Source organism: Paenibacillus sp. UNC451MF (assembly GCF_000686845.1).
Lineage (GTDB): Bacteria > Bacillota > Bacilli > Paenibacillales > NBRC-103111 > Paenibacillus_S.
Genome location: NZ_JMLS01000004.1, coordinates 372,557 through 393,782, shown reverse-complemented (window position 1 = coordinate 393,782; position 21,226 = coordinate 372,557). Strand labels below are relative to the sequence as shown.

Annotated in this window: 18 protein-coding genes; 14 read left to right on the top strand and 4 right to left on the bottom strand. The window is 44.5% G+C overall.

Going from position 1 to position 21,226, the window contains the following annotated elements; all coding sequences use genetic code 11:
* The first annotated feature begins 432 nt into the window (after window positions 1–432).
* Together BP97_RS35740 and BP97_RS0109290 are read left to right on the top strand one after the other, a co-directional pair.
* Window positions 433–1,239: an SDR family oxidoreductase gene (locus tag BP97_RS35740; RefSeq protein WP_331281306.1), complete on the top strand. Its 807-nt coding sequence runs from the start codon at window positions 433–435 to the stop codon at window positions 1,237–1,239.
* On the top strand, window positions 1,226–2,209 hold the full coding sequence (locus BP97_RS0109290) for a nucleotidyltransferase family protein (protein ID WP_028548860.1): 984 nt from the start codon (window positions 1,226–1,228) through the stop codon (window positions 2,207–2,209). The genes BP97_RS35740 and BP97_RS0109290 overlap by 14 nt, the downstream gene beginning before the upstream one ends.
* A 45-nt stretch (window positions 2,210–2,254) precedes the next feature.
* Here BP97_RS0109290 and BP97_RS0109285 read toward each other — a convergent pair whose 3' ends face one another.
* On the bottom strand, window positions 2,255–3,094 hold the full coding sequence (locus tag BP97_RS0109285) for an SDR family oxidoreductase (protein WP_028548859.1): 840 nt from the start codon (window positions 3,092–3,094) through the stop codon (window positions 2,255–2,257).
* A gap of 103 nt (window positions 3,095–3,197) precedes the next feature.
* Window positions 3,198–3,608, bottom strand: a complete 411-nt coding sequence (locus BP97_RS0109280) for a MarR family winged helix-turn-helix transcriptional regulator (RefSeq protein WP_028548858.1) — start codon at window positions 3,606–3,608, stop codon at window positions 3,198–3,200.
* 205 nt (window positions 3,609–3,813) lie between these two features.
* Here BP97_RS0109280 and BP97_RS35735 point away from each other — a divergent pair, with 205 nt between their 5' ends.
* The 7 genes from BP97_RS35735 (at window position 3,814) to BP97_RS0109235 (ending at window position 13,552) form a co-directional block, all read left to right on the top strand.
* On the top strand, window positions 3,814–5,991 hold the full coding sequence (locus BP97_RS35735; RefSeq protein ID WP_051620468.1) for a glycosyl hydrolase family 95 catalytic domain-containing protein: 2,178 nt from the start codon (window positions 3,814–3,816) through the stop codon (window positions 5,989–5,991).
* A 159-nt stretch (window positions 5,992–6,150) separates the two neighbouring features.
* A complete protein-coding gene (gene spoVB, locus BP97_RS0109270) occupies window positions 6,151–7,710 on the top strand; it encodes a stage V sporulation protein B (RefSeq protein ID WP_028548857.1) in 1,560 nt (519 codons plus the stop codon).
* Between the two features lie 147 nt (window positions 7,711–7,857).
* A complete protein-coding gene (locus tag BP97_RS0109265; RefSeq protein ID WP_331281305.1) occupies window positions 7,858–8,970 on the top strand; it encodes an ATP-binding protein in 1,113 nt (370 codons plus the stop codon).
* A 320-nt stretch (window positions 8,971–9,290) separates the two neighbouring features.
* On the top strand, window positions 9,291–10,184 hold the full coding sequence (locus BP97_RS38755; protein WP_051620467.1) for an MORN repeat-containing protein: 894 nt from the start codon (window positions 9,291–9,293) through the stop codon (window positions 10,182–10,184).
* Window positions 10,185–10,451: 267 nt separating this feature from the next.
* On the top strand, window positions 10,452–10,808 hold the full coding sequence (locus BP97_RS35725; protein ID WP_231506255.1) for an NUDIX hydrolase: 357 nt from the start codon (window positions 10,452–10,454) through the stop codon (window positions 10,806–10,808).
* A 569-nt stretch (window positions 10,809–11,377) separates the two neighbouring features.
* The gene (locus BP97_RS0109240; RefSeq protein WP_028548854.1) at window positions 11,378–12,334 is read left to right on the top strand and encodes a D-2-hydroxyacid dehydrogenase family protein; all 957 of its coding nucleotides are present in this window, start codon (window positions 11,378–11,380) and stop codon (window positions 12,332–12,334) included.
* 213 nt (window positions 12,335–12,547) lie between these two features.
* A complete protein-coding gene (locus BP97_RS0109235; protein WP_028548853.1) occupies window positions 12,548–13,552 on the top strand; it encodes a nucleotidyltransferase domain-containing protein in 1,005 nt (334 codons plus the stop codon).
* A gap of 91 nt (window positions 13,553–13,643) precedes the next feature.
* On the opposite strand, the gene BP97_RS35720 is transcribed toward BP97_RS0109235, so the two are convergent.
* Complete coding sequence (locus BP97_RS35720; RefSeq protein ID WP_051620466.1) at window positions 13,644–14,915, bottom strand: alpha-L-fucosidase; 1,272 nt, start codon at window positions 14,913–14,915, stop codon at window positions 13,644–13,646.
* A 199-nt stretch (window positions 14,916–15,114) separates the two neighbouring features.
* Here BP97_RS35720 and BP97_RS0109225 point away from each other — a divergent pair, with 199 nt between their 5' ends.
* From BP97_RS0109225 to BP97_RS0109205, 5 genes are all read left to right on the top strand, one after another.
* Window positions 15,115–16,632, top strand: coding sequence for a LysM peptidoglycan-binding domain-containing protein (locus BP97_RS0109225; protein WP_156043179.1), 1,518 nt, complete (start codon window positions 15,115–15,117; stop codon window positions 16,630–16,632).
* Window positions 16,633–16,821: 189 nt separating this feature from the next.
* Window positions 16,822–17,622 carry an ABC transporter ATP-binding protein gene (locus BP97_RS0109220; RefSeq protein WP_156043178.1) on the top strand — a complete coding sequence of 267 codons (801 nt, stop codon included), beginning with the start codon at window positions 16,822–16,824 and terminating at the stop codon, window positions 17,620–17,622.
* Window positions 17,622–18,635: an ABC transporter substrate-binding protein gene (locus BP97_RS0109215; protein WP_028548850.1), complete on the top strand. Its 1,014-nt coding sequence runs from the start codon at window positions 17,622–17,624 to the stop codon at window positions 18,633–18,635. The genes BP97_RS0109220 and BP97_RS0109215 overlap by 1 nt, the downstream gene beginning before the upstream one ends.
* A 42-nt stretch (window positions 18,636–18,677) precedes the next feature.
* Window positions 18,678–19,424 (top strand): ABC transporter permease, encoded by a 747-nt coding sequence (locus BP97_RS0109210; RefSeq protein ID WP_028548849.1) that lies wholly within the window; start codon window positions 18,678–18,680, stop codon window positions 19,422–19,424.
* A gap of 27 nt (window positions 19,425–19,451) precedes the next feature.
* Window positions 19,452–19,901 (top strand): OsmC family protein, encoded by a 450-nt coding sequence (locus BP97_RS0109205; RefSeq protein ID WP_028548848.1) that lies wholly within the window; start codon window positions 19,452–19,454, stop codon window positions 19,899–19,901.
* A 62-nt stretch (window positions 19,902–19,963) separates the two neighbouring features.
* Here BP97_RS0109205 and BP97_RS0109200 read toward each other — a convergent pair whose 3' ends face one another.
* Window positions 19,964–21,223: an MFS transporter gene (locus BP97_RS0109200; RefSeq protein WP_028548847.1), complete on the bottom strand. Its 1,260-nt coding sequence runs from the start codon at window positions 21,221–21,223 to the stop codon at window positions 19,964–19,966.
* Window positions 21,224–21,226 lie beyond the last annotated feature (3 nt).

Genomic DNA, 21,226 nt, shown 5'->3' with positions numbered 1-21,226 from the left:
TGAGCAACCTTAATAAAAAAAGGATGCGACCCCTACGGCTCTTCTTTTCATACCTAGCTTTTGCGCAATAAAGCCTCGCCAGTATAGCTATAGTCAATATGCCAAACATGCAGCAGACTCCTAACCTTACCGGCATCAAATAGCAATGGAGAGAGTACAGCTCCGCCAATGACAATAACACCAAATGAAACCATTCCAAGAACGAGGCTGAGAATTACATTGTCTTTTGAATTTCAAATCCAAACTCGCTAAGGCGGGGAGAGCACTCCTGTACAATAGGAATGAGAAATAGCCACTATTACAAATTTTTGGGGCTGTGATGGTTCCTATGTAATGATCGGAGAGCAGGTACCTTCGTGCACAAGTACTAACTTTGACTAGCACCCTGACAATAAGTAAGAATGAACGACAAATTCCTAGCTTGGAGGTATCATGTTAAATCTCAAAGGCAAATTAGCTGTTGTAACTGGAGTGAGCCGCAGAAGCGGAATTGGCACTGCAATATGCCGAGCTTTAGCAATGGAAGGCGCGGATATCTTCTTTACACATTGGACTCCTTATGATTCGGAGGAAGGATGTGGGGTTGATGCCGATTGGCCCAATATGCTAAGTGAGGAACTGCAGACTCATGGAGTCAGGGTCGGGCATATGGAAGCCAATTTATCCGATCCGGAAGGCCCTTCTATTATATTGGATCACACAGAGGAAGCGATAGGGGTACCAACGATTCTAGTTAATAATGCTTGTCACTGTGCACCGAGCACATATCTGGATCTGAATGCTTCGATGCTTGATCGGCATTACGCGGTCAATGTACGGGGAACATTTTTGTTAAGTACGGAGTTTGCAAAACGCTTTGAGCAGAAGCATGCCGCCTCAGCAAAGGGACGTATTATTAATCTGGTGTCCAAAGGACCCGATCCGAATAATTTGGCTTATACTGCGACCAAGGGAGCGGTTATCACATGGACTGAGCCGTTGTCGGTGGGGCTCGCGCCACTAGGAATTACGGTCAACTGTGTGGACCCGGGCCCAACGGATTCTGGATGGATGACGGAGGAGATAAAGAAGACGCTTCTTCCGCGATTTCCCATGGGACGCATTGGCAGACCGGAGGATGCAGCTGAGCTGGTTACCTTCTTGGCAGAGATCAATCTCAATGGGTTACTGGTCAAATCATTCGATCTGAGGGCGGATATACCGGCCGATGAGAAGGAGCGATGGGTTGAATCAGCGTAGTGAGCAATTTATCCGATTAGCCAAACTTGTGGTCGAGGAACTTGAGCTTCCGAATGTTAGGGCAGCTTCCGTAGGAGGCTCTGTAGGTAGAGGAGATGCGGATTCGTTTAGCGATTTGGACCTAACGGTCTATGCTGCTAATGGATGCGAGAGCTATGACCAAATTTATGTGTTTCAGGGCGAGATCATTCAGCTTTTTGTGACGGATCAACTACCGACGGTTCAACAAATAAGGGATGACCCATGGCAACATCGATTTATACTGGAGACGGTACCTGTATACGATCCCAAACATGAATTCACCGACACGTTGAATGAAGCGAAGACTTTTTATTTTTCCGATTCAGGAAAAGAACGAACAGCTGCTAAGGCTATAGAGATCGTCAATGACCGCAAAAAATGGGCAATAGATAGTCTAAAGAGACAAAAAAACGTATCCGCTAGGCTGGGAGCAGCCTCTGCATGGGCAGATGCTGCATTTATGCACTTGTGGTTCGTACATAATAAGCTGTCTACAGGGGTGTTAATTCCAGTAACCCAATTAGAAACAAGGAATTATGAAGAGTACATCCGCATACTTCCGTTTTCAAGCCATTTGCTTGAGGGTGGAATCGGGAGCGTACTGAGGATTGTGGAACGATATAGACAATTTCTAAGGGAAGGTCATCCGTCAGAAGCTCAGGGATTTTCTTTGTCTAGCCTCCAAGATTTATTGACGCTTCGCAAGGCTCAAAGATTATACCAGTCGAAGCAGTTAAATAATTTGCTGTGGCAATTATCTGGAGAGTTACTCATGCTGTTCTTGGAGTTTGCAAACGGAATATCCTTTGAGGAGCATGCCAAAGCACTGCCGCCCAAGCTCCACCATGATCTGACACAGATGGGTTTTGCTGCATTAGAGGAAGAACAGGTCTTCACGCTGCTCCAATTAAGTGATGATTTGGTAAGCAAGTCATTTCAAGCGATTTAATGGGTAATTAGAAAACGCTATCTTGGCAGATAGCGCTCCTGTCTACTACATATTCAATTGCATCTTTCTTATTTTTAAAACCCCATCTAAACCCGTAGGATCAGTGCTTACCTTATGGCTTACGAAGGCTTCGGCAGCTTCGGATGTACGGATTCTCAACGGTTTGGTTTCCGAATGTATCAGATTAAAGACAACTTCAGCTACCGATTCAGAAGTTTGCGGTGCTGTGTTTCGAGTGCTGAAGCTGTGTAAGTACGCATCGATAATGGGTTTATATTCATCGTCTAATACACCGCCGGTCTTCTCAACGTGATCCAGAACGGTCTTAACGAAGTTAGTGGCGATAGCGCCAGGCTCAAGCAAGGTTATCTCAATATTAAACAAGGGCTTGTAGTACGTAGCCATACTTTCCAATAGCCCTTCCACAGCAAACTTGCTAGCACAGTAAATCTCATTTAATGGCTGTCCGACTAATCCTCCTACACTTGAAGTAGCAATAATATGGCCATTTTCTGCTTTTTGTAAAAGCGGAAGCGCGGCACGAATGGAATGCATAACCCCATACACATTGGTATTAAATATATCTTGTACTTCTTCCATGGTTGCTTGGCCTAATGATCTTAGAAAACCATAGCCCGCATTACAAAACAACACATCCAAGTGTCCATGGCTTTGTTCGATGACGGAAAAAGCTTGCTCAAGGGATTCAGGACGAGTGACCTCCATCTCTAGAAAATGAAGATGCTGGTGGTTAGCGAATTGTTCTCGATCACGTTCTACATGACGAGTTCCTGCGTACACAATCCAGCCCTCTTGCTCTAATTTTAAAGCAGTTGCCAACCCAATTCCCGAAGATGCGCCTGTAATAGCTATAATCTTATTCATAATAACACTCCTTATGTTTAGATGACATATTGTTTAATTACTAAACAGTATATTATCTAAACAAAGTAGTCAAGAATAATCCCTTTGCTTCTGGCGAAGGGATTTAAAGTGGCAATTTTTCCAATAACAATCTCAATGATGAAAGTTCTTCTGGAGAATAATGAGCGAATAAACGTTCTATCTTGTTATTGTAGGCGTTTAAAATATTTTTAATCAATTCATTCCCTTTGGGTGTAATTTGAATTTGCAAGCTTCTTCGGCTTGTTGGATGCGGTTTGCGGACAACGAGATCTTCTTGCTCCAGCTTATCCAGAAGCTGTGTAACAGCTCCACGCGTCAGACCAAATTCATTGGCGATATCTACTGCCTTGGAATCCGGATGCTTGCGAAGAAATTCTAAAGAATACATCATGATCGGAGAAATATGATAGTCAGGAAGAACTTGTGTTAAAAAAGAAGAAAGCAGATTTTTGATCTCCCTGAACTTGTATGTAATAAACTGATCATCTTCCATATAAATCCACCCTTATGTCTTGTTGTTTAACTATTATATCAACTTCTCAGCGCGTTTTGGCAAGCTTATCCTATGATTTAGCCGCACAATGAATGCAAGACGTTAGCATTATGCAAATAAAGCTTTGGATCGACCATTTCTTAATCATATCCAAGCTTTAGAATAGAAGCGGGTAACTTTTATTTTTCATAGGAGGGACAGGAAAATGCTGCAACAGCAATTAGCGCTTCAAACCATGGAGCCTAGGGAATGGGAATCTTTTTTGTCGCGACATGATCTGGTATGGAACTCACTTCCATCCGAATGGGAGAGCGGCGCTTTTATAGGAAATGGTTTGCTTGGAGCGATGTTATACAGTCAGAAGGATAATGAAGTTCAGTGGGATATTGGTAGAAGTGATGTGACAGAGAGGCAGGAGACCGGTTCGGCGATTTACGGAAAACACAGACTGCCTATCGGCAAGCTGGTGCTAAAGACGGTAGGTCGAATTCAAGATAGCTCAGTTCGCATGATCTTATGGAACGCCGAAGCTACTGGAACTATTCAAACGGATAATGGCAAAATTGAATGGAGATCGTTCGTTCATACCGACCAACATGTGATTGTAGTGGAGTGGCGAGCGGATAAGGGAGAAAATGAATGCTCGTGGAGCTTCATTCCTGAAAGACCCATCAATCCGAGACAAGTTAAGCGCAAAGAAACGATTATAGATAACAATCCGCCGCATGTGACAAGTTATGTGAATGGGGTCGAAGTTACTGTTCAATCACTTACAGCAGGCGGAGAATTTGCAACAGCCTGGAAATCTGCCCTTAATGCTGACAATGGGAGCCGGGTATTATACCTTAGTGTAGGTTCTTCATTCCCTGAGTTAGGAGGCCGTGAAGAAGCTATTAAGGCTGTTGAGACAGCCGATAAGACGGGGCTTGAAGCACTGATTGAGAGTCATCGCGCCTGGTGGCATCGTTATTATCCTGAGAGCTTCCTCTCCATACCGGACACACGTCTTGAGAGCCTGTACTGGATTCAGATGTACAAGCTGGCATCCGGGACACGTTCGGACCGTCCGCTGCTGGACTTAATGGGACCGTGGTTTTATATTGAAACGCCATGGCCGGCAATATGGTGGAATCTGAACGTACAGCTCACTTATTGGCCTGTATATGCTTCGGGAAGGCTTCACCTGGGGGAATCGCTTACCCGGTTTTTGGAGAACAATCTGGACAATTTGATTGGGAATGTGCCTGAACCATACCGACACGATTCAGCCGCTATAGGTCGTTCTTCGAGCTACGATGGCATTCGAAATGCGGGAGAAGAGCTGGGCAATTTACCGTGGATTTGCCATAATTACTGGTTGCACTACCGTTATAGTATGGACGAAACGATGCTGCGGGACAAAGTATATCCGCTTCTTCGAAGAAGTATTAATTATTACCTTCACTTGTTAGAAGAAGGAGAGGATGGAAGGCTGCACCTTCCACTAGCTATCTCTCCGGAATACCCGGATAAAGCGGAAGATTGCAATTACGATTTGTCTTTGCTTCGCTGGGGATCCCAGACTTTGCAATTTATTTGTCAAAGACTTGAACTAGACGATCCGCTCATTCCGAGATGGAGAGATGTTCTTGAGAGATTGGCGGATTATCCACAGGATGAAACCGGGTTTATGATCGGCAAAGATGTGCCGCTTGCCATATCGCACCGTCATTATTCTCATCTCTTTATGATTTACCCGCTCTACCTGATGAGTTGGGAACAGGAGGAGCATCGGGACATCATCTTAAAGTCGCTCCATCATTGGATCGGATTCAAGGGTGCACTGCAAGGCTATTCCTATACGGGAGCTTCCTCCATTTATTCAAGTATGGGAAGGGCGGATGAAGCAGTACAGTGCCTGAATGATTTTATGAAGCAATATTTGAAGCCAAATACGATGTATATGGAGTCGGGCCCAGTTATTGAAACTCCACTCTCGGCAGCAGCTTCGATTCATGATTTGCTGCTGCAAAGCTGGGGGGATAAGGTTCGTGTATTCCCTGCGGTGCCCAAGCATTGGCAGGATGCAGCTTTCCATGATATGCGCGCAGAAGGTGGCTTCCGGATCAGTGCGGTACGGAAGGAAGGGGTGACACAATTTATTGTGGTCTATAGTGAGGCAGGAGAGCCTTTGCGCCTCCAAACGGATATCACAGGTCCAATAGAAGCATCAGGAACTAAAGAGTATACCATAAATCGATTGGAAGACGGCTCTATTGAGATCGATTTGAAGCAAGGAGAACATGTTGTCCTTTATCCGCAAGGCGAAAAGCCAGTACTATGGGTAGCTCCGGTTCCGGCTCAGGAGACTTCAATCAACTCCTTCGGTTCCGTTAAATCTTAGTATAGATAATGCATATAACCCGCAGATACTGCGGGTTTATTTTTTTTCATTATGTACCCGTTAAAACAGGTTACCATCGTATAACGGCTTGTTCGCATACAAGCTATCCTTTCCGAATATATATCAATTTAAGTATATAGATATGGAGAGGAAGGCGACATGGACAAAAAGGACTCGTCATTTGTACGTGGTACATTTATTCTCACTGCAGCCGCTTTTATAACCAGAATATTAGGATTTATTAACAGCATCATTCTAGCTCGTTATTTAGGACCAGAAGGTATCGGACTATTAATGATGGCTCATCCACTCGTACCCATGATGATCACGTTAACGAGTCTTGGACTGCCGGTTGCCATCTCCAAGCTGGTAGCTGAAGCAGAGGCCCAGGATGACGAGGCAAAGATAAAAAGAATTCTGAAAGTATCGTTAAGCTTAACGGTAACGCTTAGTGTTGTGTTAACGCTCGGGAGCTTCTTTGGCGCCAAGCCTATCGCGTCCCTGATTCTGGCGGACCAAAGAGCTTATTATGCAATGCTGGCTATTATTCCCATCACCCCTCTTGTAGCCATATCCTCGGTCCTTAAAGGATACTTTCGCGGTAAGCAGAACATGAAGCCTATTGCCATCTCGGACGTTATCGAAAACATCGTGCATATTTCTTTGCTGGTTGGAGTTGTCCAAATGCTGCTGCCTTACGGAATCGAATATGCGGCGGCGGGAGCAATGATCTGCACCGTCCTTGGAGAAGGCGGCGGATTAGTTTACTTAATGATCATGTATTCACTGCACAAAAAGAAAATACGCAGCAGGCAGTCATCGTCTCAAGAAATCCCAAGTAAAAAACAAACCTTATATGAGTTGCTAAATATCGGGCTGCCAACGACAGGACAAGGCTTCATTCATTCGATTTACAGAGCGATTAAGCCTGCACTTGTTATCAAAAGCTTGGCGGTAGCAGGAGTAGGAACAGCTCTTGCGACTAAACAATACGGTTTACTTGCCGGTTACGCATTTCCATTGCTAATGTTCCCGACCTTCATCATGCATTCATTATCTGCTGCGCTTATGCCTTCAATAAGTGAAGCCCATGCAACGTATAATCGGAAGCTGATTCATCAGAGAATCGATCAAGCGATCCGACTTGCTTTCATGATTGGAGCGCCTTGTACGCTTGTACTGTATATGTGGGCGGTTCCGTTGACTACCGTTATGTACCATGCACCGGAAGCCGGGAATTTGCTGAAGCTATTGGCGCCTTTTTTCCTGCTTCACTATTTTGAAGAACCGTTTCATGCCGTATTGCTGGGGATCGGAAAAGTCAAGACGGTGATGTGGAATTTTATAATGAGCACATTACTGCAAGCGATAGCGATGTATATCTTTGGCTCGGAGTGGGGGATATACGGAGTTGCTACCGGCATCAACTTTGGGATTTGTATTATCACAATGCTTAACTTTTTATCCATCTCTACTTTTATCGGGATTTCCTTGGATATCCGGCATTACATAAAAACTGCGCTATGCTTAACGATTATGGCTATCGGGGGGCAAGGGGCTTATGTTTTCATGAATCATGCTGGATATCCTCTTCCTTGGGTGGTTACAGGATCTATTCTTATCTCTCTTCTGATGTACGTCCTATCCCTCATGGCAACTAATACTTTGAAATTAATGGATCGAAGCAGTTCAACCAAAGGTTTTTTTACTAAAATGTAGCTGAAATACCCTCGGGTTCCTTAGTGGATCGAGGGTTATTTTTTGGGGAAAGCGGCCATTTAGAAGTATTTACAAAATAATATATAAATGTTATTATTAAATTACGTAATAACGTAATAACGTAACTTCACAATTAAATTTTCGGAGGTGGTTGGTTTGACTCGCGATGTATTACTTGAATTGGATGAGTTGAAACAACAAATGAATGATTTGCAAAAGCTTGTCCGTCAGCAGCTTAGCATCGGTGAAACAGGACGGATGGGAACCATAAGCAACGAGCAGGATAATGAAGGTACCTCTAGTGAAGGCATGATTTACTACTCAGGTCAGTATCGCAATGAAACACTGAAATATAAATGGGAAGCTCATGAGCAGCAGGTAAGTGCACTATTAACCCAAGATGGGGAGAAATTGGCCAAGATTTTGTCGGCTCTCGGCAACAAGCAGCGCTTGGATATTTTGAGATCAGTTCTAAAAGGACCAGCTTCAGGGAACGATCTCGTTGAACAGCTCCACATGGGGACCACGGGACAGCTGTATCATCACATGAAGGCGCTAATTGGCTCTGACCTTCTCATTCAAGAAGAACGGGGAGGGGATTACAGCTTGCCTCCTCATCGAGTGCTTCCCGTGCTATTGCTATTGGCTGCCGCCAACGAACTTGCAGATACGAGCGGCTACTTAGATATGGTAGAAGCCAGAGAGCATGCTGAAAGATATTTAGGGAAAGATGTACAATCCTACGACCCTCATGTATTGGTGTGGGCATTATTGGAAAACAGTATTTTAGAGCACCAAGCTGGTTACTGTACGGAAGTAGACATTATTGTGCATGCCGGTTCAATGGTTACAGTAGCTGATAACGGCCGGGGCATACCAGTGAGCGTACTCTCCAATAGCAGTAAGCCTAACGTTCAGACGGTATTAACCGATATACAGAGGCCGAGCTTGAGTGCACCGTTTTTTGCCCCTGGTGGTGAGAAAGGAATTAGCGTAGCTGTCGTCAACGCCTTGTCCCACAAGCTATCTGTTGAAATAAGAAGAGAAGGGAGCATTTTCAGACAGGATTATAAGCATGGCATTCCGCAAACGGGAGTAATGAGCGTGGGCTCTACTAAGGAGACAGGAACGAGCATTACTTTGGAACCGGAACATGAGCTGTTCAATATTCCTTTCGAGATACAACAATTAGAAAAAAGAGCGTCAGAGGTTTCGAAGGCTTATCCTAACCTGCACATCCGTGTTCATCCTATAAACTAATTAAAGACGAGGAGCTGCTGCTGCAGCTCCTTTTTCAATGCAGATAAACCCCGAATTAAAAGAACAGAAGGGCGCCACCGACTATGATTAAAAGTATAAATAGAACTAATATCGAGGAAGAGGAACCAAAACCGATTCCGTCGCTCATATCATCAACCTCCTTCAATGGGTCATATGACTAATGTATGACTGTCCCGTATCGTGTGTTTGGACTCTTCGCCCAAATATAGTTTTTACTTGTGTTGCAGAAGAATTAAAAGGGAAATTATGGATCAGCAAGAATACATATAAAGAATATTTGAAAAAGAGGCAGGTGCACGGTGAATAAATCAAAATCAAATTTTGATTTTATGCAAGAGAAGCTTCCGGAGCTGTATGCTTTAGCAGCCAATGCCGAGCAATTTGTAGACAGCAATCCTCTTCTATCACTTAACTCACTTCAACGGCTGGGTCGAAGCTTCGTAACCCAAATAATAATCATGGAGGAATTATCAGCAACTTCGGATGAACCTATGACTTTACTGGAGACGTTGATCTGCAACGAAATTATCCCTCCTCCGTTTGTCTCCCTGCTAAAGCAGTTGGAATATTTCGATCCAAGAGAGAGTGAACTGCTTCTTGATCTTCTGGAAGTAAAACGACTTTTATTCCGTATGTACGATTTGACGGAATGGTTTTATAAAACCTATATTGACGATCGGTATGTGGCCAATCCATTGTACATGGAACCCCAGAATTTCAGCCTTGCCAGTATAAAGCAGCAAGAATATTACGATATGAAAGGTCAAATCCTTGGGATCGATGATCGGGAATATGCAACGGTTTGGAGGGAGCGAATCGAAAATGAGCAGCATGTAGAAATAAATGATCAAGAAAGTTATCAAGGACAAATATGGAATGGATTGAAGCATGGCGAAGGTGTCTATTGCTGGCCGGATGGAACCCGCTACTTGGGACAATGGAGCCGAGATGTGGAGCATGGAGTTGGTGTGAAGCATTTTGCCAATGGAGATTCATATCAAGGAGATTGGAAAGATGGCTTATTCCATGGAAAGGGCACTTACAAATGGAAAGACGGAGCCAAATTCGAGGGGCATTGGGAGTACAATTTAGAACATGGCTACGGAGTACAAACCCGTTCAGACGGGACCGTTAGAAGAGGCTTGTGGACCAATGGAGAGTTGGTCATCAACCAAGATCAATTAAAGGAATAAACGGTTATATTCAAAGTTTCCATTTATCTTAAACATATCGGTCAAATACTCTAGGATGATAAAGGTTCTGAGGACAGGCAGACTCTGCAATCCAAATTAACAATATGAAGGGAACAATTCATACATGGAAGTCAGACAAATGGCAACGGCATTTTTATTGCATGAAAATCGTGTATTAATGATGAAAAGGCTGGAAGTAAGCTGTTTGCTTTTGAATTTTGGGGCGGTATTGGAGGACATTTGGAGCAAGGAGAGCTCAACTCTCCAATGAAAGCAAGCTATAGAGAGATTAAGGAAGAAACCGGATTTTCTGAGGACGAGATCATCAATTTCAGGTTAAAATATGTCTTAATAGAAATGAGGGAAGGTGAACTAAGGCAGCAGTTTGTTTATTTTGGTGAGACAAAGCATCCAAACTTTATTGTCTCTGACGAGGGGGAACTGTTTTGGATACCCCAAAACGAATTGAAGCAGCTGCGCACGTCAACTTTAATTAAAGAGATGCTGGAGCATTACTCACTTCATCCGAACGAGAATAATGTGATAATGGGGACATTAACGTTGTCCGATGACCAGACGCCTTTCATTCAATGGGGATCGCTCATAGATCCGAAGGTTTTCTGATACAAGTAAGCAATCCGGCTAGGACACTCAATATATGGATTAATAAAAACGTGTACGTGTTGAAATATAAGCTATTCGTATACTGATTGAACCAACCAAAACGATAAATTCTGGAATCCGGACTCGTAGGTGTACCTCCAAGAGAGTGTACTAGTGCGTTGGTGTAATGGATGATGAGACCTGTCAAGATAATGCAGATAAGAATTGCTATCGAACTGATGATGGCAATTCTTTTTATATTTAAACCGGTGCTAAAAATAGCTTTTATCAGGATAAAAGTAAGATATAAACTCGCAGCAAAAAAAGGAAACAGCAGGAAAATCACCAATAAACCTGGATTTCCGTTACCTGAGACTTTATGAGGCGGTATCGTAAATAGATGCTCTATCACATAAAATCCAACATAGGAAACCATTAGGCTGAAAAACCAAAGCATATATCTGCTCGACAAATCTACTCCTCCAATTTTTATAGTATACTAATTGATATTACTAACAATTGTAGTACAGCACTAGTTTAACTTAAATGAAAACTTTACTAATAATTACATGGTGAGGAGTTGGATAACAATGAAACTTCGCTGCGCAATATTGGATGATTATCAGCAAGCCGCATTGAATATGGCGGATTGGTCTTCGCTGTACGATAGGGTCGATATGAAAGTATTCACCGAGCATTTAGATAATGAGGATGAAGTGGTCAAGGCAATTCATGATTGCGAAATCGTGGTCATTATGAGGGAGCGCACTCCTTTTCGAAAATCATTGCTGGATCGTTTGCCTCGACTAAAGCTGCTTGTAACGACAGGGATGCGCAATGCGTCCGTAGATCTGGCGGCGGCTGCCTCCCATGGTGTGGTCGTTTGTGGAACAGCTGGAAAATCAGAGCCGACAACAGAGCTGACGTGGGCATTAATTTTGGGGTTAGCTAGAAATATTACTCAAGAATTCAATGCGCTTCGAGCAAATGGTCCATGGCAAAGCACGATAGGGATGGATCTGGGAGGTAAAAGACTTGGATTGCTCGGACTTGGTAAAATAGGAAGTCGAGTAGCGCGTATCGGGCAAGCATTTGGCATGGAAGTGATCGCTTGGAGCCAGAATCTAACCCAGGAGCGGGCTGATGAGTTAGGGGTACAGTTGGCTAGCTCCAAGGAGGAGCTGTTGGAGACAAGCGATTATGTTTCCATCCACCTAGTATTAAGCGAACGGACAAAAGGGTTGATCGGAGCAGAAGAGCTGCGGCGAATGAGACCGACTGCATATTTGATCAATACGTCTCGTGCGTCGATAGTAGATCAACCGGCACTTGTCGAAGCTCTTCAAAATAACGGGATTGCAGGCGCGGGTATAGATGTTTATGAAATTGAACCATTACCTGAGGACAGCATCTTCAGATCGCTTCCCAATGTTCTGACGACTCCTCACCTTGGGTATGTATCTCAGGGGAATTACCAAACCTTTTACCGGGATGCAGTGGAAGATATTCATGCTTATTTGAACGGTGTGCCGATTCGTACATTATAAGCAACGCCGCAAGGCGTTTTTTTTGTAGCCGTAAGCTAAGATATTCATAATTTTGAACATATATTTGATATCTTAATTCGATATAATGGCAGTATATACCCCTTTACTCCCTAGCTGAAGAAAGACGACGAAGGTATATACCGAATCAAGGTCATGAGCGAGGAATTGTGCATTAGCTACTTGGCTGAATACCTAAGGAAGGTGTGTAAAGGGATGGATTGGAAACGTCGGATGGTTGAGACTGCTTATCGTATAGCGGAACCATTTTGCAACAACCCTGATATTGTAGGAGTTGCGCTAGGGGGAAGCATCGGAAGAGGGCAGATGTGGAAGCATTCTGATCTGGAGTTATGTATTGTTGTTGAGAGCCGTCTTGAGGAATTCCAGCATTTTAACTATTTAGACAATATGGGTGTAGAAATCATTCAAATTACAAAAAGCCGGATGAAGGAGTTCACGGAGCAGTTTGACGAGCCCGATCAGTCACTCCTCGGATTCCCTATCCAAATATATAAATGCAAGGTCATTCATGATCCTGAACATATATTGAGGCCTTTCAAGAAGCTTTACGATCAATATTTGTTTCATGAGAATATAACCCAATTTAAAGAAGAAGAGGCATTAAAGCAAGCCGATACCAAACTGCTAAAGGCTAAGGAGCATATAGCAATTGGAAACTACAAAACTGCAGCAGCCCACCTGCGAATCGGATTGAATTTCTTATTGCTTGCTTACTACTGGCACCATCATATTTTTCCGCGAAGCCAGAACCGGACAGTATACTTCCTACGTAAAAACTCGCGTATTATCGGGCATACGAAGCTGTACGATGCCTTTATCCGGGCATTTTGCTTGGATCAACCAGGCAACCGACTAAAGGAAGGATTATGGAGCGCTCAGCCAGATATTTTTAAATTATCAGGGGCTTCTTGGGGCAGCAATTCCTCCGTATTTCTTAAGAATGCTGTAGATGGGAATTTGGAATGGGGGCACAATCAGAGTATTGTATACGTTTATAAATACTGCGTTCACCGCATGCATGGCCATGACAGCCATCCGGAGGATCTTTATGATCAGCCAGAGTTCGCGGAACAGTTTCCGGAGCTTCATCATTTCCTGGATATGGACACCATGACTTTGGAGGATGTGAAGGATTGGATCTCGATGTTCGAGGAATCAAGAGGAGCATTAAGACCGGATTCTTCAATTCTCGTATAAAGAGCCAAATGGGCTATTGCTTTGCGACCATTCAGTCAGCAAAAGCGATAGCCCTTTTTATACCTTTAGATCTAAAGACAGTTTTATTGAATTACAAATCACTCTCAATCCATTCTGCTCTGGAATAATCCTCTTGAGCTTTGGGTGGAGCCGCAAATTTCACTTTAAAGACGGTAAAAAGTGGCTCTGTCGGCATATCCGGCAAGTCCTGAAGAATGAGACGACCGAACGGTTCTTGGCGGAAAGAGATGCTCTCGCCGGTTGCAAGCACAGATATGGATTGCACCTTCCCTTCAATGCGCACGCTCCAGAATTCCTTACCGGACCAACCGAGTGCTGCAAGATAATGCACCGTAGGATCATCTGTACCGATCCAGCGTCCTAAGCATCCGTTCGGGCCATGCGGTCCGAATTCATTCAGACTGCTTCTTCTCGCGTGATACACCATCTCTGCATTGCGCTTGACCCATTTTCCTGCTTCCATAATTCGGTCTACCTCTTCTTGGTTGAGCGAGCCGTCTGGGTTAGGTCCGGTATTCAGCAGAAGATTGCCACCTCCGGAAGCAATTTCGATAATGTCACGAACGATGGCGGCAGCAGATTTACGATTCGGGCTGTATGGAACGTAGCTCCAGCTCAAAGGACAGATGCTCAAGCAGCTTTCCCATGGAAGTCCTTCTTTAGACGCTTCTATCTTGCGTTCAGGGGTCACATAATCTTCTTGTGTACCGGAGCGGTTATTAATAATGATATGCGGCTGCAGTTCTCGCACCATGGCGTTAAGCTCCTGACTGCGCCAAAACTCAGCTATGCTTTCATTTTCTCTCCACTCCCATGTGGTTACTGTCGCTCCGTCATACCAGAGCAGGTCGATCTTGCCATAGTGGGTCATAAGCTCTCTGACTTGTGCATGGGCTTGCTCGACCATCGCTGTGACCGAACCTGGATAAGCATCATGGTCCCAAGCGCCTTTATAGCGCCAATCGACCAAGGAATAATACAAGCCAACCTTCAAACCGGCACGACGCGCCGCTTCCGTATATTCTTCAATAAAATCGCGCTGGGGTGTCCCTTTTACTGAGGTGAAGTCACTTGCTTGACTGTCATAAAGACAATACCCGTCATGATGTCTTGCGGTAAGGACGATATATTTCATCCCCGCTTCCACTGCGGTAGCACAAATTTGATCAGCATTGAAGCCTTCTCCTGTAAATTGTTCAGCCAGTTTGGCATATTCTTTTACCTTGTATCCATCCAGGCGGAAAGCCCATTCACAGCGTCCCAATAACGAATAGGGACCCCAATGTACGAACAAACCCAGCTTGGCGGCGCGGAACCACTGCATTCTTTCGTTGTTATTCATAATGTCATCCATCCTCCATCTTGCGAATATTCACTTCTCTGATTGTACTAGCCTCCAACTCGTTTGAGGATGCATGATCCTAGTGCAGATGTGCATAATCCTAAGAAATTTTTTTGAAAAAAATAGCTGGAATCGATCTCATCTTATGGGCGTTTTGAATAGCATAGGGGTAACAAGATGCATAAAAGGAGCATACCCAGTGATTACTTATGTGGTTCAGCAAGGAGATTCATTGTATACAATTGCCCAACGCTTCGGAGTCACGGTAGAAGCTTTGATGAAGGCGAACCATCTGACATCACCTGCACTTAATGTAGGACAACGTCTTTCCATTCCAGTTTCCGGACCGGTTACTTATGTAGTGAAAGCCCACGATTCGATATACAGCATTGCCAAAATGTTCAATACGACCGTAGAAGCTATTATGAGGTTAAATCAACATGCTTCCATGAATTTGTCTATCGGTCAAAGATTGCGCATCCCGATTTATACGGAAGTGATTGTCCGAACGGAAACTGCCAACATTCGCAGCTATGCCAGTGCTCAGGCTCCGGTTTTGGCTCAAATGGACAGAACTGCCAGAATTCCTGTAACCGGCATAATCGGCGATTGGATACAAGTGCGCTTGTATAACGGGCGTCTTGGTTGGGTGAACCGAGCCAATGTCACCATAGTGCCGCATGACGGGAAGAGACCGGTACAAGAAATATTCGGATTTTATACGGAAGAGGAAGGACCGACACTTCCGAGCTCTTACGATGTGTTTGCGGCACAAACGGCAAATTTGTCTAATGTCGGGATGTTCCATTTCCGCATCAACAGGCAAAACCCTATGGAGATTGAGAAGTTTCCAGCAACGTTCACCGATGAATATATGAGGGACGTTGTCAGCTTTGGGCATCGGCATAATATTAAAATGCTGCCTACCGTACACAATTTGTTATATGAGCGAGGAAATCAAAACGCGAATAAAGAGGTTATTCACGGCATGCTGGATACTCAGGAAAACCGCACCGCTTTTATATCCAGTATTGTCAAGCTTATTCAGAGCTACGACTTTGATGGGGTTAATATTGATTTTGAAGATGTACGCTATGAGGATCGTGAGAAGCTGTCAGCATTTTATCGGGAGCTAGGCGCTGCAATGAGAGCAAGAGGCTACTATTTTTCCGTTGATGTGCCGTCGAGAGAGTCGGATGAGCCGACGAACCCATTCTCTGCTCCGTTTAATTATTCCGTTCTGGGTGAGGTTGTCGATGAGCTGGTGCTGATGCTCTACAATGAGCATGGCTGGCCCGGCAGCGGACCTGGTCCTGTTGTCTCTATCGGATGGATGAAGACGGTTGTCGATTATGCATTAACGAAAATGCCAGGTTATAAAATTACAGCTGCGGTATCGGTGTTCGGCTTCGATTTCAATCTAACTACGAAGCGGAATACGTATGCCACCTACCAGATGGCTATGGACCTGGCGAAGAAATACAATAAGGAAATCATTTTCGACGAGAAGACTCAGACCCCGATGTTTGCTTACACGGATGAGTCCGGCAACGAGCATGAGGTATGGTTTGAAAATGCGGCTAGCATTAAAGCGAAGATGGAGCTTGCCAACCAGCTTGGAATCCGTGGGATCGCCTTGTGGAGGTTAGGCATGGAAGACCCGGCAATTTGGACCATGATGAGGGATAATTTTGTAATAAGAAAAAGTGTCATGTAGAACTAAAGTAACAGCCGCTTAGTCATGTTCTTTCCATGCGAGTTAAGGATGCGCAGGAGAGTCTGGTTGAGCGGTTTTTTGCTTATAGATCAAGGTTTTCAATAAGTGTTCACTTGACGTATCGTTCGGCCAATGGTACTTTAATGTGATAAAACATACTATTATACTATGAATTAAAGGGCGGGAATCATGACAGAAATGCAGTCAGAGTCTTTAATCCTCGAGATCGATGATGTATCAGTCAATTATCAAGGTAAGAAAAGCATTCTTAACGGTATTTCTCTTTCCATTCATAAAGGAGAGTTTATTAGTATCATCGGCAAAAGCGGGTGCGGCAAAAGTACATTGCTCAACGCCATTGCAGGCTATTTGCATCCGAGCAGCGGAAAAATAAGCGTGATGGGCAAGCAAGTCGTTCATCCTGGTCCGGACCGCGGCTTTGTATTTCAAGACTTGGCACTGTTCCCATGGTTAAATGTTCTGGATAATGTAGCCTTCGGCTTGAAAATGTCCGGCATGGATAAACAGGAGAGAGAGAAGCGCAGTAAAGAAGCGATTCATATGGTTGGCTTGGCGGGCAATGAGCATAAAAGCGTCAATGACCTATCCGGCGGGATGAAGCAGCGTGTGGCGATAGCACGGACGTTGGTCACTCAGCCTAACATATTGCTTATGGATGAACCGTTCAGTGCCTTGGATGAGCAGACTAGAGAGCAGCTTCAAGAAGAGCTGCTGCGGATTCAGAAGGAAACCGGTATGACGGTTATTCTTGTCACTCACAGCATTGATGAAGCCGTTTATTTGTCGGATCGAATTGCCGTGTTTCAAGATAATGGCCAGCTTCAAAGAGTGATGAAAATTGCCTTAGGGCGTCCAAGAATTCCGGAAATTCGCGTATCGTCCTTATTTAATGAGTATAAAAAACAGCTGATGCTGGATTTGCGCAATGATTTTGTCGTTCAATACGAGCATGAAGGAGCAGGAATATAATGAAAAAGAGAAAGTTTTTGGGGCTGGTCAGTACGGTACTGATGACTGCGGTGCTAGTTGCAGCTTGTGGATCGGGAGCAGGACAGAAGCCGACTGCGGATGCAGGCAAAGATGCGGCGCAGGGCAAAGCAGAAGGAATTAAAATAGGATACGTTAATTTGATAGCTGCCGCACCGGCGATTGTAGCTAAAGAAAAGGGACTGATTGACAAGCAGGGATTGAAAGCGGAATTTTTCTCCTTTGCGAATGGTCCGGATTTGTACAAGGCATTGTCCTCCGGCAAGCTGGATGTGGCTTATGCAGGGATGCCGGCAGCGGTGAACTGGGGCTCGCGCGGCGCGCAATTCAAAGTGATTGCTAAAGTCGATGACGGTAAATTTGGCTTGTTGACGAAGGATTCCTCCGGGATCAAACAACCTGCCGATCTCAAAGGCAAGAAGCTCGGAACCTTAGTAAAAGGAAGCGGTGTCGATTATTTGATTCGCGCTATGATTTTACCAGAAGGGCAACTAACTGAGCAGACGACATCGCTGGTTCAACTCGAAATGGGCAACATGGAGCAGGCTATCAATAGCGGAACGATCGATGCAGCTGTTGCCGGTGAGCCATTCCTTACGTTTGCAGAGCTTCGCGGATTGAAAGTCGTGAAAGAAGTTCCAGATCCTGCGTTTGTTATTCTGGCTTCGGACTCATTCCTGAAGGATCATAAGGATGCGGCGGACAAATTCCTTCAAGGGCATATCGCTTCCGTAGATGAGTTGAACAAGAACAGCAAGGATAACGCTGAATTGTTAGCAAAAGCATTTAACGTACCAGAGATCAGCGCTAACGGCAAAACCTACAGTCCTGGCGAAGTTATGGCACAAGCATTGAAACGTAACAAGTTTGAAACCAAATTTACGGATAACGATATGAAATTTTACCAGGAAGTCGCGGATAACAGCCTCAAATTGAAGTCCATTGATCAGCCGTTAGACGTGAAAACGATAATGGATCGGTCTTGGATTAAATAACCTGAACCTTCGAAGGACAGGTAGGGGGTTAAACAGATCAACATGAAAAAAATACATTATGGCATTTTTGCCGTTCCTTTTATTATTCTTGTGTGGGTACTTGCAGCAAGTCATTATCCGGCTCTAGTTTTTCCAGGTCCGCTTAAAACCTTTACTGAATTGAAAAAGCAGCTGGTGTCAGCGGATTTCTATCATCATATCGGGATCAGCTTATACCGCTTGTTCGTCGGATTTGCTATCGCGTCGGTATGTGCCTTTGTAGTCGGATTATTGGCTGGTATCAGCAAGCAGTTTCGTCAATTTTTAACTCCGATGGTCATGTTGTTTCAAGCAACACCGCCTATGGCATGGGCTCCATTGCTTATACTGCTGCTGGATCTTGGGAATGCCCCGATGATCGCTGTTATTGTGATCGCTGCGTTTTTCCCGATTGTGGTTAATGTGATCCAAGGGATGGAGCAGATCAAGGTTTCCCATATTCGAGCAGCGCAAACCTTGGGCGCTAACCGATTCCAACTAGCATGGCATGTTTATTTGCCAGAGGTTATGCCATCTGCATTTACAGGTATGGTCGTTGGCTTCGGGATTGCATGGCGTTCGCTTGTTGCTGCTGAAATGATCGGTGGCAATGCAGGACTTGGGTGGCTGATTTCCTCTAGCGGACAGATCGGGAATTCACCGCTTGTAATGGTCGGGATTATTACCATTGGGATATTGGCCATGTTCTTCGAGCTGGTTCTGCTGCATCCTCTTAAGAAACGATTCGCAAGCTGGGCGCCAAGAGCATAATATAATCGTCAAAAGGGGTTGAACTATATGAGGATTCAGTTACAACGCTTGCGCCGTTTTCTTCAGCTGGCTACTGCTCAAACTCGCACCGTTACGATTGATCAAGGTCTGGATAGGGGCGGCGATAATACTGGGTTTCGTCCGACCGAGCTGTGGCTCATCGGACTTTCCGCTTGCTCGGTTACTACGATGACCCGTTATGTAGAAGACAAGGGCTGGTCGGTGGATGATATTCATGTAACTGCTGAAGATACGATGAATGAGCAGGGAGATATCTCTAGAATCGAGTTTCAGGTGACGATAAAAGGTCAAATAACGGAGAAGCAAAAGTCGGAGCTGTTAACGCATGTTAGAAAGAACTGCAAGCTGCTTCGCACAGTAAGCTCTCATATTGAAATTGAGTATATCGAAGCGACCGGGGAGGTTGAAGCGGCACCTGCGGTTTGTCACTTGGCTGATGGAAGCTGCTGTTCCTAATGAGAAAAAGAGCTGTTCCTCAAATCTTGTACACCAAGATGAGAGGAAGCAGCTCTTTTTTACTATGCAGCAGGAGTCTCTGCCTGTTCTGATTTTTTCTTACGGAATAAGAATAAGATTATTGAACAAGGTACGATACATAGAAGTCCGCATGCGATAAATGCTCCATCGGCACCAAACCGGTCCGCCATGTAACCTGCAAACAGGTTGCCAACTGGTGTAGAGCCTGCAAAGACAAGCGAATATACGCTCATGACCCTCGCTCTGTATTCATCTTTAGAATAAATCTGCAGGGAAGAATTGCAATTGGTTGCGAACAATATGTTAAACACACCGGTACATGCAAGAAAAAAACCTGTTAAGTAAGGTGAAGTTGTCCATCCGGTAATACATAAGAAAATTCCTATAAGAATGGAAGCGATAGCGATAACCTTCATTTTCGGCCCGCTTTTACTTCTCAGCGACACGGTCAATGCCCCGATGAGCGATCCTACTCCAAGGCAGGACATCAGCATTCCGTACGTTCTTTCCTCCATATGCAGAACGCCCTTTGTAAAGACCGGAATAAGAATGGCGAAATTGTAAGCGAACGTTCCAATAATCGTAACAAGCAGCAGAGTTTGTGCTAGACGTTTATCTTGAGATATGTAGACCATACCATCTTTAATTTCTTTAAATATGCTGACATTCTTCTTCTTTTGGCGAACGTAAGGGATTGTTTTGATTTGCAGCAGTCCGTAAATAACGGCTATGAAGCTTATCCCGTTTAATAAGAAACACCATGCAGGCCCAAGCAAAGCCATCATAGCCGCCCCAATGGAGGGGCCTAAAATACGAGCCAGATTAAATGTAGTCGAGTTCAGCGCGATTGCATTCATCAAGTCTTCCTTGCCGACTATTTCAATGTTGAATGATTGTCTTGTCGGCATATCGAACGTGTTGGTCAAGCCTAGAATAAAAGCAAGGACGAGCACATGTCCGTATTGCACTTTATGGGTGAATACGAGATACGATAATACAAAAGCGAGAATCATGGAGATTGTCTGGGTAACAAGTAAGATTTGTTTCTTAGGAAACTTGTCAATGATTGCTCCCGCAAACAATGAAAAACAGGTGATCGGCAAAAACTGAATGCTTCCGACCAGGCCTAGTAACAGAGGAGAGCCCGTTAACGTTAATACGAGCCACGATTGCCCGATATTTTGCATCCATGTCCCGACTAATGAAATGCACTGGCCAAACCAGAAATATCGGTAATTTTGATGCGTAAGGGCATGAAAGTGATTATTTATCACCCGTTGGCCCATCGCTTTGATGTTCACAGC